This is a genomic window from Thermodesulfomicrobium sp. WS (assembly GCF_027925145.1).
Lineage (GTDB): Bacteria > Desulfobacterota > Desulfovibrionia > Desulfovibrionales > Desulfomicrobiaceae > Thermodesulfomicrobium.
Genome location: NZ_AP027130.1, coordinates 593,932 through 608,794, shown reverse-complemented (window position 1 = coordinate 608,794; position 14,863 = coordinate 593,932). Strand labels below are relative to the sequence as shown.

Annotated in this window: 13 protein-coding genes; 7 read left to right on the top strand and 6 right to left on the bottom strand. The window is 64.2% G+C overall.

Annotated elements, in window-relative coordinates; genetic code table 11:
- Positions 1-10: 10 nt before the first annotated feature.
- Positions 11-1,168: an ABC transporter substrate-binding protein gene (locus QMF81_RS02975; protein WP_281751883.1), complete on the top strand. Its 1,158-nt coding sequence runs from the start codon at positions 11-13 to the stop codon at positions 1,166-1,168.
- A gap of 626 nt (positions 1,169-1,794) precedes the next feature.
- Positions 1,795-2,727 carry a magnesium transporter CorA family protein gene (locus tag QMF81_RS02970; RefSeq protein WP_281751882.1) on the top strand — a complete coding sequence of 311 codons (933 nt, stop codon included), beginning with the start codon at positions 1,795-1,797 and terminating at the stop codon, positions 2,725-2,727.
- Between the two features lie 126 nt (positions 2,728-2,853).
- Here the strand turns inward: QMF81_RS02970 and QMF81_RS02965 are convergent, their stop codons facing one another.
- The 3 genes from QMF81_RS02965 to QMF81_RS02955 all read right to left on the bottom strand — a co-directional run bounded on the left by QMF81_RS02965 (position 2,854) and on the right by QMF81_RS02955 (position 5,169).
- Entirely contained in the window at positions 2,854-3,294 is a 441-nt protein-coding gene (locus QMF81_RS02965; RefSeq protein WP_281751881.1) for a pyrimidine dimer DNA glycosylase/endonuclease V, read from the bottom strand.
- Positions 3,295-3,652: 358 nt separating this feature from the next.
- A complete protein-coding gene (locus QMF81_RS02960) occupies positions 3,653-4,300 on the bottom strand; it encodes a molybdenum cofactor guanylyltransferase (RefSeq protein ID WP_281751879.1) in 648 nt (215 codons plus the stop codon).
- Positions 4,300-5,169, bottom strand: coding sequence for a formate dehydrogenase accessory protein FdhE (locus QMF81_RS02955; RefSeq protein WP_281751877.1), 870 nt, complete (start codon positions 5,167-5,169; stop codon positions 4,300-4,302). The genes QMF81_RS02960 and QMF81_RS02955 overlap by 1 nt, the downstream gene beginning before the upstream one ends.
- A 130-nt stretch (positions 5,170-5,299) precedes the next feature.
- Here QMF81_RS02955 and QMF81_RS02950 point away from each other — a divergent pair, with 130 nt between their 5' ends.
- The 4 genes from QMF81_RS02950 to QMF81_RS02935 all read left to right on the top strand — a co-directional run bounded on the left by QMF81_RS02950 (position 5,300) and on the right by QMF81_RS02935 (position 10,580).
- Positions 5,300-5,692 carry a LysR family transcriptional regulator gene (locus QMF81_RS02950; RefSeq protein WP_281751875.1) on the top strand — a complete coding sequence of 131 codons (393 nt, stop codon included), beginning with the start codon at positions 5,300-5,302 and terminating at the stop codon, positions 5,690-5,692.
- Positions 5,693-5,699: 7 nt separating this feature from the next.
- On the top strand, positions 5,700-6,965 hold the full coding sequence (gene glp / locus QMF81_RS02945) for a gephyrin-like molybdotransferase Glp (protein WP_281751873.1): 1,266 nt from the start codon (positions 5,700-5,702) through the stop codon (positions 6,963-6,965).
- Complete coding sequence (locus QMF81_RS02940) at positions 6,962-8,896, top strand: molybdopterin biosynthesis protein (protein WP_281751871.1); 1,935 nt, start codon at positions 6,962-6,964, stop codon at positions 8,894-8,896. Before glp ends, QMF81_RS02940 begins: the two co-directional genes overlap by 4 nt.
- A 115-nt stretch (positions 8,897-9,011) precedes the next feature.
- Complete coding sequence (locus QMF81_RS02935) at positions 9,012-10,580, top strand: FAD-dependent oxidoreductase (protein ID WP_281751869.1); 1,569 nt, start codon at positions 9,012-9,014, stop codon at positions 10,578-10,580.
- Between the two features lie 110 nt (positions 10,581-10,690).
- Here the strand turns inward: QMF81_RS02935 and QMF81_RS02930 are convergent, their stop codons facing one another.
- Positions 10,691-12,007, bottom strand: a complete 1,317-nt coding sequence (locus QMF81_RS02930; RefSeq protein ID WP_281751867.1) for a M23 family metallopeptidase — start codon at positions 12,005-12,007, stop codon at positions 10,691-10,693.
- Between the two features lie 157 nt (positions 12,008-12,164).
- Here QMF81_RS02930 and ftsH point away from each other — a divergent pair, with 157 nt between their 5' ends.
- Positions 12,165-13,991 (top strand): ATP-dependent zinc metalloprotease FtsH, encoded by a 1,827-nt coding sequence (gene ftsH, locus QMF81_RS02925; RefSeq protein WP_281751865.1) that lies wholly within the window; start codon positions 12,165-12,167, stop codon positions 13,989-13,991.
- A gap of 65 nt (positions 13,992-14,056) precedes the next feature.
- Here ftsH and QMF81_RS02920 read toward each other — a convergent pair whose 3' ends face one another.
- Together QMF81_RS02920 and QMF81_RS02915 are read right to left on the bottom strand one after the other, a co-directional pair.
- Positions 14,057-14,320 carry a HypC/HybG/HupF family hydrogenase formation chaperone gene (locus QMF81_RS02920; RefSeq protein WP_281751863.1) on the bottom strand — a complete coding sequence of 88 codons (264 nt, stop codon included), beginning with the start codon at positions 14,318-14,320 and terminating at the stop codon, positions 14,057-14,059.
- An 8-nt stretch (positions 14,321-14,328) separates the two neighbouring features.
- Positions 14,329-14,814 carry a HyaD/HybD family hydrogenase maturation endopeptidase gene (locus tag QMF81_RS02915; protein ID WP_281751861.1) on the bottom strand — a complete coding sequence of 162 codons (486 nt, stop codon included), beginning with the start codon at positions 14,812-14,814 and terminating at the stop codon, positions 14,329-14,331.
- Between the last annotated feature and the right edge of the window lie 49 nt (positions 14,815-14,863).

Here is a 14,863-nt window from a genome sequence, read left to right as displayed (position 1 = left end):
AGGAGGAGATATGGCAAGGAGAGTGGCGTGTTTGTTGGTGTTTTTGTGTCTGGGGATAGGTCCGGCCTTTGCGGAGGATGCCATCAAGATCGGCGCCTTTTTCGACCTTTCCGGCCGGGCGGCCTTCATCGGCACGCCCACCAAGCTGGTGGCCGAGATGGTGGTGGATGCCATCAATGCCGCAGGCGGTGTCAACGGCAAGCCGGTGGAGCTCGTCATTGCCGATACCGAAGGCGATCCAGCCAAGGCGGCCTCCATCGCCACCAAGTTCATCTACAAGGACAAAGTGGCGGCCATTGTGGGGCCCACCCTCACGGACACCGGGATGAACGTGAAGAAGATCGTGCACACCGGGCGTACCCCCATTGTCATGACCGTGGGCGGGGACCCGGTGATCATGGACGGCGAGAAGTTCGGTCCGGCCCATTGGGTGTTCAAGTCGCCGCAGCGCTCGTCCACGGCCGTGGAGCGGCTCTTTACCTACCTCAAGGACAAAGGCCTCACGCGGGTGGCCTTGCTCACGGCCGATGACGGCTTTGGCAAGGACGGACTGCGCTGGATGGAGACCCTGGCCCCGCGCTTTGGCATCGAGTTCGTGGCCAAGGAGGCCTTTGGCGCCCGGGATACGGACGTGACCGCGCAGCTGACCTCCATCAAGAACGCCAACCCCCAGGCCCTCGTGGTCTGGACCATCGGCCCGGCCGGGGCCATCGTGGCCAAGAACCGCCAGCAATTGGGGATGACTATCCCGCTGTTCCAAAGCCACGGTCTGCCGGATCCCAAATACATCGAGCTCGCCGGGCCGGCGAGCGAAGGCACGCGCATGCCGGCCACCAAGCTCTTGGTGGTGGACGAACTCCCGGACTCGGACCCGCAAAAACCCGTGATCCAGGAGTTCGTGCGCCGCTACACCGAGCGCGGATACGCCAAGCAGTTTCCCATCAACACCCATTCCGGCTACGCCTGGGACGCCATCATGCTCATCGTCAAGGCCATGGAGCGGGTGGGGACAGAGCCCGAGGCACTGCGCAGCGCCATCGAGAGCACCAAAGGCTATGTGGGCATTTCCGGCGTCTACAACCTGTCGCCCGAAGACCATAACGGCCTGGGCGTGGATTCCATGGTGATGGTGGAGGTCAAAGACGGCCGCTTTGTGCTGGCCCGATAGCGGCATACTCGGCGCTGTACTTTGGCGGGATTTGTCCGGTGCGCCGGGGCAGCACTCGGTCCAACGAGGCTGCTGCCCCGGCGTTGTTGTGTGCGAAGCCTGCTGCCCAGGCCCGCTCCGGCCACTGCCTGCAGGGTCATAAACGCTCGTCGCCCTTCCTTTGCCTGCCTGAATATCTTCCCTCCCCGTGTCTTCAGGGGATGCCATTTGTATTGTCCCAGCCAGAGGTGACCATAGCATTGTCCGGGAACATCCCGCCCCCCGAGGGTTGATTTGTGGTGTGTTGTGGCATAAGAGAGCGCGTCTTTGCAGGGCAAATGGCCCTGGTGTCTCAACCTGTAACCGAGGAGCTTTCCGTGGATTCTGGCGATAGGGCTGGTCACAGTAGCCAGTCCCACCGGGACATCACCGTTTCGCTCTTCGGCTCCGCCGCGTCCTTCTGATCTTCCGTTGGGCTGCCGGAGGGAGCCGAAGGCTCTGGAGGGCAGCCGCATGTTTCTCTTTTTCTCGAAACCATTGGTGCGCTATTTTTGGGCGCACATGGGCTCTACGGCCGATCCCTACCCATGCGGGATGTGCGTTTCTGGGTTCATGAACGTTCATTCCACGCCTGGGAGGGAAAGCCGATGATTCTCATTCGCAAGACGATGTACGATACCCTGGTGACCTTGGATCACCTGGAGCCCGATAGCTGGATCAACCTGGTCAACCCATCGGAAGAAGAGGTGCAGCGCATTGCTCTGCTTCAAGGGGTACCGCTGGATTTCTTGGTGGACCCCTTGGATGCGGACGAGCGCGCCCGTCTCGAGGTGGAAGACGGGGTGATCCTTCTGGTACTGCGCGTGCCTGTGGAAAATACTGCGGATCCCCGCGTGCCGTATATCACCATGCCCATTGGTGTGATCATCACGTCAACAGCGGTGATTACCGTATGCCGGGCACAGCAGGACTTGGTGAGCGAGATCTTGAACGGCCGCGCCCGTCAGGTGGATACTTCCCGGCGCCTGCGTTTTGCCATCACCCTGATGCAGCGCTCGGCGCTCGCCTACTTGCGTTGTTTGAAAGACATCAATCGGCGTTCGGACACCATTGAGCAGGCGCTGCAAGAATCCATGCGCAATCAGGAGCTCATCGATCTTTTAGGGATTGAAAAGAGCCTGGTGTATTTTACCACCTCGCTCAAGGCCAATGACATCATCATGGATAAAGTACTTCGCCTCCGGGCGGTGCAGCTTTCGGAAGAGGAAGTGGATTTACTGGAGGACGCCATCACGGAGAACCGCCAAGCCATCGGCATGGCCAATATCTATAGCGACATCCTCTCCGGGACCATGGACGCTTTTGCCTCCATCATCTCCAATAACATGAATATGGTGATGAAGTTCTTGGCCGGGTTTACCATCATTCTTATGATCCCGAACATCATCACAGGGATTTATGGGATGAACGTCGAGCTTCCCATGCAGGAATGGCCGCATGCGTTTGCCGTCCTTTCGGTGCTTGCCCTAGGAGGTGTTGCGGTGACCTGGTGGTGGTTTGCGCGCAAACGCTGGCTCTAGTGCATCCATCGCCCCGAGGGGGAGCGGCAAGGAGGCTGTCCGCGAGAGACCCATCACATGGTGATTGGGAAGTTCCATGCTCCCTTTGCCCCTGTGCTTGTGGCGCAGGGGTAAGGGGGGCTGCTATTATGTTTTGGCCGACACCACTTCCCACGAGGCGATGGGCCCCTCCACGAGGAAGAAAAGCGGGTGCGGCTCTGGGTGCTCCACGGCGGTGAGCAGGCGTGCCGCTTCTGGGGCGCGGGTGTGCAGTTTGCGCAGCAAGTGCGCCCATTCATAGTGGAGTTGGCCTACGGTGACCGGGATGGGGGAGGCCGCGGCTGTGGGATCGATCTTGCGGGCATCGAATCGGTAGCCGCGGGTCTGGGCCTCGTGGAGTACCCCAGCAAGGAATGCATTGATGGCATCGAGCGGTCGCTCGTGCTCCCGAAAGCGCACGAGTTGCGGGTGCGCCCGGTAGCCTTGGGTCTTTCCCGAGAGCACGGCCTTGGCCAAGAGCCCTTCGCGCCACAAGGCCACCAGACCTTTGGCGTCGAGATATTGGGGATGCACGGACCACAGTCGCATGGAGTCCTCCTTCAATCATCCGGCCCGCAGTGGGCGGTGGCATCCTCGTCTACCCAGTCCTCCTCGGTATACCACAAGCCTCTGCGCCCAGGGGACCTTGTCCCCGTTGTCATGGGAAAATCTTCGAAAAAACCGGCTTCTAAGGAAAAATCGTTGGCAAGAGGGGTCCAGGAACGAAAGAAGACCTCCCCTGCGGCAGAATCCTCATGGCACTGGTATCTTCACCCTCCTGAACCCATAGCGAGGGGGATCCATAACCCCCAGGAGACAACCCCGGGGCCTTGGTAGGAAAACAACAACCATTGGTGAAAACCATGACATTTTTATTGTCCCAAACCGTCCCAAAAAGGTGACCTTTTCATTGGCTGTTTACAGGCAGATGCACCGAAGCCTCTTGGGGGCTGTGCTCCCGCGCCTGCGCACCACACACCGCATGCAGCTGCGCCAGGTCTTCGGGAGTGTTCACATTGAAAAACCAATGGGCCTCGGCCTCGGTATAGGGCAGGTGATGGCGGTGCGATGCCGGAATGAGCCGGGAGATCTGATATACCCCCATGGCCAGACCCTGGCGCAAGGATGCGGCGGCCGCCGGCTCATACACCGCGGCCAGGGCCTCGATATACGGCGTGCCGTACCGGGCCCACACGGTCATGAGGGCGTGGGCGGGGCGAGCCCGCCGGGCGGCAAGCAGCCGCACGAGCGCTGCTTCCTCCATGCGCGGCATATCGCACGCCAGGACCAACACCGGCCGCTGCCACGCCTCCAAGGCGGTGAGGATCCCCCCCAACGGCCCCACACGCTCGGTGGCATCCAAAAGGATGGGGAGCCCCGGCAGCATGCGCCGCGAAGACACCGCCACGCGCGGACACACCCGGGAAAGGAGCGCCATCGCCCGCTCCACCAGGGGCACCCCGCGGAAAGGGAGCAAGGCCTTGTCCTGGCCAAGGCGCGACGACAGCCCCCCGGCCAGGACCAAGCCCCAGACTTCCTCATGGAAGGGGCGCACTAAAAGCCCCACGCCGAGAGGGTGGGACGGCGCCAGCCCTGCTCCATGGCAGCCAGATCCAGGGCCATGGACTCCAGGTCATCCATGGCTGGCCAGCTCGTGCGGTCCATCTCCCGAAAATCCGTGACCTTGATGTACATGCGGCAGGTAGAACAGGTGAGCAGCCGAAACCCCGGCAAATCTGGACTATCCACAAATCCCAGCTGCCCCTGGGCCGACTCCAGGCAGAAAGGGCATTGCAGACGCGGCGCCCGGTACGGGGTGTGGCAAAAGCTGCAGGTATGGATGCGATGGCCTTCCTTGCCCCGCAAGTCTCCCACCACCGGCAGGGCCCCACACACCGGGCAATGGCCATGGGTCCACACGGTCTCTGGGCTGGTCAAATCCTTCTCCCCCAAGACCGTCCGCGCCACGACCTCCGCCCACGGGGTCACGGCGCTGCCCACCACAAAAGGCACCAGCCGCGGGGCATCGGGAAACTGAGCGGCGTGCGGGGCAAAAAAGGCTTCATCCCCCCAAAGAGCGGCCTGCACCGCTGCAGAAAGATCGAGCTCGCCGCGCCCCACAATCCCCATCATGGCGGAAACCGTCTCGCCGAGCGGAGAGTCCGCCAATGCCTGCATGAGGCTTTCCACCCGTGCCGCGCCGTCTTCCGGCACCGGAAACACCGCCCGGGGCAGCAGGGGTACACCCTGCCGGTGCCGGTCGGCATCCGTCAGCTCCACGGCGGGGGTCACGGCGGGGTCCACCGGGTGCTGCCATTGCCACAAGACCACACGCTCCACCACGCCGAGCAGGGCCTCGGGGATATTGGATTTGGCACGGCAGGCGTGCAGGCGCAGTTCAAGCTTCTCAGGGGTCTGCTGCATAAAAACCTCGCTCGCAAGGGGGTTGAGGAAAATGATGGCCGCGGCTATCATGCCTTTTGTGGCATAGCAAGACCGGAGTCGGAGCGAGGCTCCTTCTCGTCTTGAGGCACGCAACCCCCAAGGAGGGCTTATGGGCGACGCCATGCGCCTGCGGGTGCACATCTGGATGGAAGACCATGGAGAGACCGCCATGGGCATGGGCCGGGCGCTGCTTCTGGCCAAGATCCGCGAGCATGGATCGCTCCGCCAGGCCGCGGCGGAGATGCGCATGTCCTACCGGGCCGCCTGGGGCAAACTCAAGGCCACGGAGGCGCGCCTGGGCACGGCCCTGGTGCGCAAGGCCAAAGGCCAACGCTTCGAGCTCACCGAAGAAGGCGAACGCATCTGTGACGCCTTCCTTACCCTGCACCGCGAAGTGGAATCCTTTGCCAGTGCGCGGGCCCAGAATCTGCTGGGCATTGCGGTCACCTGCACTGCATCCGAGGAACCCAGCGCCCCCATAACCGCCGTCCCCCTGAAGTGATCCCCCTATGGAGCGTACTTTTTTCCGTGTGGTTTCCGTGGAGGCAATGCGCCAGATGCTCATGGCGTTTGCGCCGCTCACGGATACCGAAGACGTCCCTTTGGAAGAGGCCCTCGGCCGCGTCTGCGGCCACGACATCACGGCCCCCGAAGACTTGCCGGCGCGCAGTCGTTCGGCCATGGACGGCTACGCCGTCCGCGCCCAGGACACGTTTGGCGCCAGCGAGTCACTGCCCGCCTACCTGGAGCTTGCCGGGGCCGTGCCCATCGACGCCCAGGACATCCCGGCCCTTGCCCCAGAGACCTGCATGGCGCTTCCTACCGGCGCGAGCCTTCCCGCCGACGCCGACGCCGTGGTCATGGTGGAGCACACCCAGTGCCTGGGCACGGATACCGTGGAGATCCGCCGCTCGGTGGCCCCCGGCGACAACGTGCTCCTCGCCGGCGAAGACGTGCGCAGGGGCGCGCAGGCCATTTCCCGCGGCACCCGCCTGCGGGCCCAGGATCTGGGACTCCTCGCCGCCCTGGGTGTGCACACGGTGCCGGTGGTGCGGCGTCCACGCGTGGCGGTGCTCTCCACCGGTGACGAATTGGTGCCCGTAACCGCCGCCCCCCGGCCCGGGCAGATCCGGGACGTCAACGGTCCGGTCATCCGAAGCCTCGCCCGCCAGCACGGCGGCGTGCCTCTGGACCTCGGATTAGTGCCCGACGACGAGACTGCGCTGCGAGACGCCTTGTGCCAGGGGTTCGACGCCGGGGCAGATCTCATCTGTATCTCCGGCGGCAGCTCCGTGGGGGTACGCGACCTGACCGTCGGCGTGCTCGAGGCCCTGGGCGCGCAGATCCTCGCCCACGGGGTGGCCATGGCCCCCGGCAAACCCACCATCGTCGCCCGCTGGCAGGAGCGGCCGGTACTGGGGCTGCCGGGGCAGATGGCCTCGGCCTTCGTGGTACTCTGGGTCTTGGGGATCCCGCTGCTGCGGCACCTCTCCGGAGAAACCCAGGCCTTTGCCCCGCCCCCGTGGACTCTCGCCCGGCTCACCCACAACATCGCCTCCAAACCCGGACGCGAGGAATACGTGCGGGTGCGCCTGGTGCGCCGACAAGACGGGTTGTGGGCCCAGCCGGTGAACGCCAAGTCGGGGCTGCTGCGCTCGCTCCTCGACGCCCACGGTCTGGTGCGGGTGGACGACAATCTCGAGGGCATTCAGGCCGGGGCCACGGTACCGGTCATACTCTGGGACGCGCGTCCCTTTGGCGAGGAGGAATCATGAAACGCAATGTCTATCTCCACATGCTCTCCGTGGAAGACGCCCTGCGCCGCGTGCAGGCCGCCCTGGACCGCGACGCCATCATCGGCACCGAGACCGTTCCCAGCCCCGAAGCCCTGGGGCGGGTGCTCGCAGAGCCGGTGTTTGCCCGCTTTTCCAGCCCCACCTTCCACGGCGCGGCCATGGACGGCTACGCCGTGCGCGCCGCCGACACCTTTACCGCCCGGCCGGGGGCACCCGTGCGCCTTGTCAAGGGAGAAAGCGCCTTTGCCGTCAATACCGGCAACCCGCTGCCCCCCGGCACCGATGCCGTGCTCATGATCGAACACGTGGTGCAGGACACCGGCGACGCCCTGGAGACCGAAACCGCGGTCTTTCCCATGCAGCACGTGCGCCGCATCGGTGAAGACATCGTGGCCACGGAACTGCTGCTTCCCCGCGGCCGTCACCTGTGCGCCGCCGACGTGGCCGCCATGCTCACGGCCGGCATCTGGGAAGTGACGGTATGGCAGCGCCCGCGGCTCTGCTTCATCCCCACCGGCGATGAGGTCCTCGACTTCCGCGCCCGGCCAGCCCCCGCCGCAGGCCAGGTCATCGAGAGCAACTCCCAGCTTGTGGCCGGCCTCTTGCGGCCGCTGGGCATCGAAGTCACAGTGACCCCGCCGGTACCCGACACCCCCGATGCCTTGGCCGAGGCGGTGGGGCGCGCCTTGCAGGAATTTCACGCCGTGGCCATCGGCGCCGGCTCCTCCGCCGGGGCCAAGGACTACTCGCGCATGGTCATGGAGCGCCTTGGCGAAGTGCTGGTGCACGGCATGAACATCATGCCCGGCAAGCCCACCTTGCTGGGGGTCGCCGGGGGCAGGCTCCTCATTGGCGTCCCCGGCTACCCGGTATCCGCTGCGGTGTGTGTGGAGGAAGCAGTGGTGCCGCTTTTGTGCTGGCTCGGGCACATGCCCCAGCCGGAACGGCCGGAGGTGGAGGTGGAGCTGGCGCGGGCCACGCCCTCCAAGCTCGGCACCAATGAGTACCTCCGCCTGGCCATCGGCCGGGTGGGCGAACGCCTGGTGGGCATGCCCCTGGGCCGCGGGGCGGGCCTCATCTCCACCATGGTGCGCGCCCAGGGCGTGACCATCATCCCGGCGGAAAGCGAAGGGATCGAGGCCGGCGCCGTGGTGCGGGCAAGACTCTTGGGCCCACGGGCGGAGCTCGATCGCACCGTCATCATCGTCGGCAGCCACGACAACCTGCTGGACCTCCTGGCGGACGAACTCATGGGGCAGGAGGAACCCCTGCGTGTGGCCTCAAGCCACGTGGGCTCCATGGGCGGCATCACCGCCCTGCGCGACGGCCGGACGCTTCTGGCAGGCATGCACCTCTTTGATCCGGAAAGCGGGGACTTCAACTTCCCATTTCTGGCCAAGTACCTCCCCCAGGTGGCGGTAACCTGCGTCAACCTGGCCATCCGCCAGCAAGGGCTGATGGTCGCCAAAGGCAACCCCCTCAAGATCGCCGGCGTGGCGGATCTGGCCCGGCCGGACGTGCGCTTCGTCAACCGCCAACGGGGCGCAGGCACCCGCATCCTCCTCGACCACGCCCTGCGGCAGGCGGGCATAGCGCCTGCCCAAGTGCGCGGCTACGAGCACGAGGAATTCACCCACATGGCCGTGGCCGCCAACGTGCGCACCGGAGCGGCGGACTGCGGCCTGGGGATCCTCGCCGCGGCCCGGGCCCTGGACCTGGACTTCATCCCCCTGGCCCGGGAACGCTACGACCTCGTCTTCCGCGAGGACGCCGCAGACGCGCGCATCGAGCGCATCCTCGCCGTGCTCCAACGCCCAGACTTCCACAAGCGCATCCAGGCCCTGGGCGGCTACGAGACCACCCTCACCGGCCAGGTCATGCGCCCAGGCATGGGGCTTGGGGCGTCGTGACACCCGTGGTCATGACCCCCTGCCTCCGCGAGGCGCCACCAATGCCGAAAAACTTGCCGGACACCCCGATTATGGCGTAGGAATGGGCATCATCGCCCCTTCAAGGAGATCGATCATGCCCGACGTGACCAGCCAACTGCGCGAACTTTTTGCGCGTCTTCCTCAGGAAATCCCTGTACATGTGTTCGTGGACCGCTCCCGGTCCCCGGAATCCGCACGCCTGGCCGATGAGTTCATCGCCGCGGTCACGGCCATCACCCCCAAGATTACCTTCCACCTCCACGACGGCCTCGATGCGGCCGCCCGCCGCTGGAACGTGGACCGAACGCCCACGATCCTCTTCGCGCCGGAACGCTATTCCATCAGATACCTTGGCCTTCCCTTGGGCGAAGAGAGCCGCACCTTCATCGAAGCCGCGCTGCTCGTGGGGGCTAGGGCCGACGGACTCTCCCAGCAATCCCGCACCATCTTGCAGCGCATCCCGGGCCCCAAAAAAGTGCGGGTATTTGTCAGCATCACCTGCCCGTATTGCCCAGGGCAGGCCCTGCACGCCATCCGTGCCGCCATTGCCGCCCCCCAGCGGATCAGCGCGGAAATCATCGATATCCAATGGAACCAGGACCTCGCCGAACGCTACGGGGCGTTCAGCGTGCCCCAGACCTATGCCGATGACGCGCACATCGGCATGGGGGCACAAGCAGAAGAGCTGTTCTTCGCTTCCCTGGAGGCCGGAGAGCCCCAAACCATCTTTATCCCGGAAAACGATGCCGAAGAGATCCGCGCGGACCTCGTCATCGTGGGGGGCGGTCCTGCGGGGCTCACGGCAGGCATCTATGCCGCCCGCAGCGGTCTTCGTGCCGCCATTGTGGAGCGCGGTCCCCTGGGCGGTCAGGTGGCGGCCACGCCGGTGGTGGAAAACTACCCCGGGGTCTCGCGAATCCCCGGCAAAAACCTGGTGGAGATCATGGTGGCCCACGCCCTGGAGTACGTCCCGCTCTTTCCCCATGAAGAAGTCATGGCCATTGAACCGGGCGAAGAGTTCACGGTGCGCACCTCGCGGCGGCGGTTCCTTTGCCGCGCGGTGCTCCTTGCCACCGGCGCCCGCTATCGCCGTCTGGACGTGCCCGGAGAAAACCGCCTGGCCGGCCGGGGAGTGAGCTATTGCAGCACCTGCGACGGCCCGCTGTACCAGGGCAAACGCGCCGTGGTCGTCGGCGGCGGCAACACGGCGCTCACCGAGGCGCTGCATCTGCATCATATCGGTGTGGACGTCACTGTGATCCACCGCCGCGAGACCTTCCGGGCGCAGGAACATCTCACCCGCGCCCTGGAGCGCGAAAACATCCCGGTCCGCTGGAATCGTGTGGTGAGCGAGATCCTTGGAGACCATACCGTCACTGCAGTGCGGCTCCAGGACGTCCACACAGGCAGCACCGAAGACCTCGCCACCGACGCCGTCTTCATCGCCGTGGGCTACGACCCGGAAACCACCTTGGCCCAAAGACTGGGGTTGCGCCTGGACGCCAACGGTTTCATCGCCCATGATGGTTCCCAGCGCACCAGTCTGCCCGGGGTGTATGTGGCCGGCGACGTGGCCGGCGGCTTTCGGCAGATCGTCACCGCCACCGGCGCCGGCGCCGCCGCAGCCCTTACCATCGCCCACGACCTCATGGCGCGCCACTAAACCCTCCACAAACAACTGGGCTTGGGACACCCCCAAGCCCAGCCTTGGCATACCGTCCGCTTCCTGGTGTAGCGAAAGCGCCCGCACCGATGGCGGAGCACTGCGGCAGACTATTGCAGTTTTTCCGTAATATTGTCGTGAATCCAATGGCCATCCCACCACTCGATGGGCTGGACCTCCACCCCGCCGACGAGCATGCCGAAATGGAGGTGGTCGCCTCCAGCCATGCCCGTGGCGCCGGTCTTGCCGATGATCTGGCCGCGCTGCACCACGTCCCCTACCTGCACGTGGATCTCGCTTAAGTGCGAATAGAGGGAATGCACGCCAAAGCCATGATCCAGCACCACCATGTTGCCGTAGATCCCCAAAAAACCGGCAAAGACCACCCGGCCTGTATTTCCCGCCGGCACCGGTGCATTGATAATGGACGCGAGATCGATGCCCATATGCGTTTGGGTATCGATGGCCTTACCATCGTACAAATACGTCCGGGTATCCCCAAATTGCGCCATGGTGGCGCTTTTGGGAAGGCGCACAAAGGGATCTTTCCACAGCATCTGCGGCACGGTGTTGGATCCGATCTCCTTGAGCTGGGCGATGTTTTGACGGCGCAACTCACTATTGACCTTGATGAAAATATCCACAAGCGATGTTCCTGGAGGATAGAGCCCGGCAAACTGCGGCATTTTACTCTGAAGAAAAGACTCCGACACACTGATGCTGTCTTTGCGGAACTTTTTAGGAATGACGGTAATGTTCATCGCGATCCGGACCTCGTTGCCTGCCTCGTCCGCTCCCACCACCACAGGGCGCACGGCAGATGGGTCCACGGCAAAGGGCAGGGCAAAAAAGCAGAGATACCGGCCCGGACGTTCCAGGTATCCTGGGAAGAAGTACTCTCCCACCTCGACGCCGGTGCGCGCCAAAGGCTCGTTTGCGGTATACACCACCAGCCCGGAGCCCCCATGGACGACATTGTGCTGGCGCGAGGTGACGGACACGATGGGCGGGGTGGAATCCAGCGTCAGCGGCAGTTCCAGACGGGCGGTATTGCCCATGCCCAGCCGATGCCACGAGGCGTCGGTCACCGCCACCTTGAGGGTCGCCTGACCGCTTTTGACCGGAAGCGCGCCCAAGGAAAACTCTTCGGTGACGGCAGCCTGAGGGACATCGTAGGTCTTTTTCAGGATTTCCACCGGCGCCTTGCTGGGGATATCCACGCTCACCACCACCTGGCGGACACCGGAATCCGCGTCCTGCGCTTCCAGACGGAACACCGTGGCAGTACTCACCGTGGCCTGCTGCGGACTCAACCGCAGCACCGGCTTATGCCATTCTGCCTTGAGGGCATAGAACGCACCCACGCCTGCCGCCAGGATGAGCGCTGCCAAGAACACCAGTATACCAGAAGAACGACGCGGGGGCATGGAGTCCTCCTTGAGCATCACCGTACAGAACAACGTCCAAACACCCCGTGGGGATAGAGAGGGGCGCTTCTTTTGGCAAGGCGCTTGACGGCCGCATCCATCCCCCTCAAAATAACCCTCGCAAAACCGCCGACCATTTCCAGCCTGAGGAGATCCTATGGAAAATCGACACTGGCACGTGGGGTATTGGATCATCGCCATCATGCTCCTGCTCCTTTTTCAGGAGATGCTCCAGACCTACCGCAGCGTGGAGACCGTCCCCTACTCGGCCTTCGAACAGGCCCTGGCGCAAGGCAAAGTCGCCGAGGTCACCATTGGCGAGCAGGTGATCACCGGCAAGCTCAAGGCCCCGGAAGACCGCACCATCGCCATCGCCGCAGCGCGCGTGGAGCCGGATCTGGCCGAACGCCTCGATCGCTACGGCGTCCCATATACCCGCGTGGTGGAAAACACCTTCCTGCGCGATCTCATCTCCTGGGTGGCGCCGGCCCTGGTCTTCTTTGCGGTGTGGTATTTCCTCTTCCGCCGCTTTGCCGAAAAGCAGGGCATGGGCAGTTTCATGTCCATCGGCAAAAGCCGAGCCAAAGTGTTGGTGGAAAAAGATACCGGAGTCACCTTTTCCGACGTGGCTGGCGTGGACGAAGCCAAGGCAGAGCTGCAGGAGACCGTCGCCTTCCTCAAGGACCCCAAGTCTTACGGACGCCTCGGGGCGCGCATGCCCAAAGGTGTGTTGCTCGTGGGGCCTCCGGGAACGGGCAAGACCTTGCTTGCCAAGGCCGTGGCCGGCGAGGCCGGGGTGCCGTTCTTTTTCATTTCCGGCTCGGACTTCGTGGAGATGTTCGTGGGCGTCGGCGCGGCCCGGGTGCGCGACCTCTTTGAGCAGGCGCGAAACCAAGCGCCCTGCATCATCTTCATCGACGAGTTGGACGCCCTAGGACGGGCACGCGGGGCCTTCCCGGGGATGGGCGGCCATGATGAAAAAGAGCAGACCTTGAACCAACTGCTCGTGGAGATGGACGGCTTTGATTCCTCCGCGGGCATCGTCATCCTTGCCGCCACCAACCGCCCCGAGATCCTCGACCCGGCGCTGCTGCGGCCTGGCCGCTTCGACCGTCAGGTGGTGGTGGACCGACCGGACAAGATCGGCCGGCGCCAGATCCTCGAGGTGCACGCCCGGCGCATCACCCTGGCCCCGGACGTGGATCTGGACAAAGTGGCGGCCATGACCACGGGGTTTGCCGGCGCGGATCTGGCCAATCTGGTGAACGAAGCCGCCCTCTTTGCCACCCGCCGTGGCGCCGACGCCGTGACCATGGAGGACTTTACGGCCGCCTTCGAACGCATCGTGGCTGGCGCGGAAAAGCGCAGCCGGGTGCTGTCTGCGGAAGAGCGGCGCGTGGTGGCCTACCACGAAATCGGCCACGCCCTGGTGGCCCGCGCCGTGCCTGGGGCAGACCCGGTGCACAAAATCTCGATCATCCCCCGCGGTATCGGCGCCTTGGGCTACACCTTGCAGCGGCCCTCGGAAGACCGGTACCTGACGACCAAAGAAGACCTCATGCGCCGCATCATGGTGCTTCTGGGCGGGCGCGCCGCTGAAATCCTCGTCTTTGGGCACCTATCCACCGGGGCCGCCGACGACCTGGCCCGGGCCACGCAAATCGCCCGGGACATGGTCACCCGCTACGGCATGGATGAAGACCTGGGGTTCGTGACCTTTGCCGGCCAGCGCTCCCGGTTTCTCGAAGCGCATCTCTCCCCCGATGAACTGGGCGCGGTTTCGGAAGAAGTGCGGCGCAAAATCGATACCGCCGTGCGGGAGATCGTCATGAACGCCTTTGCCTGCGCCCGACGCATCCTCAAAACCAATCAGGAGGCCCTGGAAGCCGCAGCCAGCGCGCTCCTTACGCAGGAAACCTTGGAAGAAGCCGATGTGGAGCGCCTCCTCTCGGCGCTCTCCACCCCCGAGTGCGCGAAGGCCTAAGCGGCCAGCACGCCCCCCGGCATCATGGCCCGGTCGCGATCACCACGGCCGGGCCATTGTTGCGTTTATGCGGCGGGCTGGGCGTAGCGGGCCTGTTCGCGTTCGTAGGCCTCGGCGAGCTCGCGCAGGATGGTCAAGGACTCCTGCGCTTCTTGGAGATCCAATTTGCGGATGGCAAACCCCGCATGGATGATGAGATAGTCGCCCACCTCCGCCGGTTCCGGCAAGAGCATGAGCGAGGCCTGCACAAAGGTCTCGCCCTCTCCCACGCGGCAGGTGGCGACGCCATTGTCGATACGTTCAATGCGGGCAGGAATGGCCAAACACATGGGACACCTCACTGGGCTTGGGGAGAAAAAATACCACCAGCGGCAGCGACTTCCTGCAGCACCGCCTGCACCATGGTCGGCATGGCGGCCTGCGCCACCGAGGAAAGCTCCACGGCCATGGTCTGATAGTCCGCCGGCTCCATACCGATCACCACGGCATGGGGCCGTTTGCCTGCAAGCCCGCACATGGTCAAGGTATCCACCAAATCGGTTTGATGCATGGAATCCCGAAAGGCCAGACTCTTGCGCAAGTCGTCTCCTTCGAGGCGGTAGACGGATCCAGGCGGGCCGTCGCCCAGCACCGCGTCGCACACGATCACAAAATCCGCCTCCATGAGCGGCCCCATGAGTTTCGTCCCCAGGGTACCGCCATCCATGAGGGTTACGTTGTCAGAAAAGCGGTACAGCTGCTGCAGGATTTCCACACACCGCACGCCGATCCCCTCATCCGTAAAGAGAATGTTGCCCACCCCCAACACGAGTATTTGCGCCACAATGCCTCCTGACTGCACCGGCAAAACGGCGGGCCAGGTTCCCCCCCAG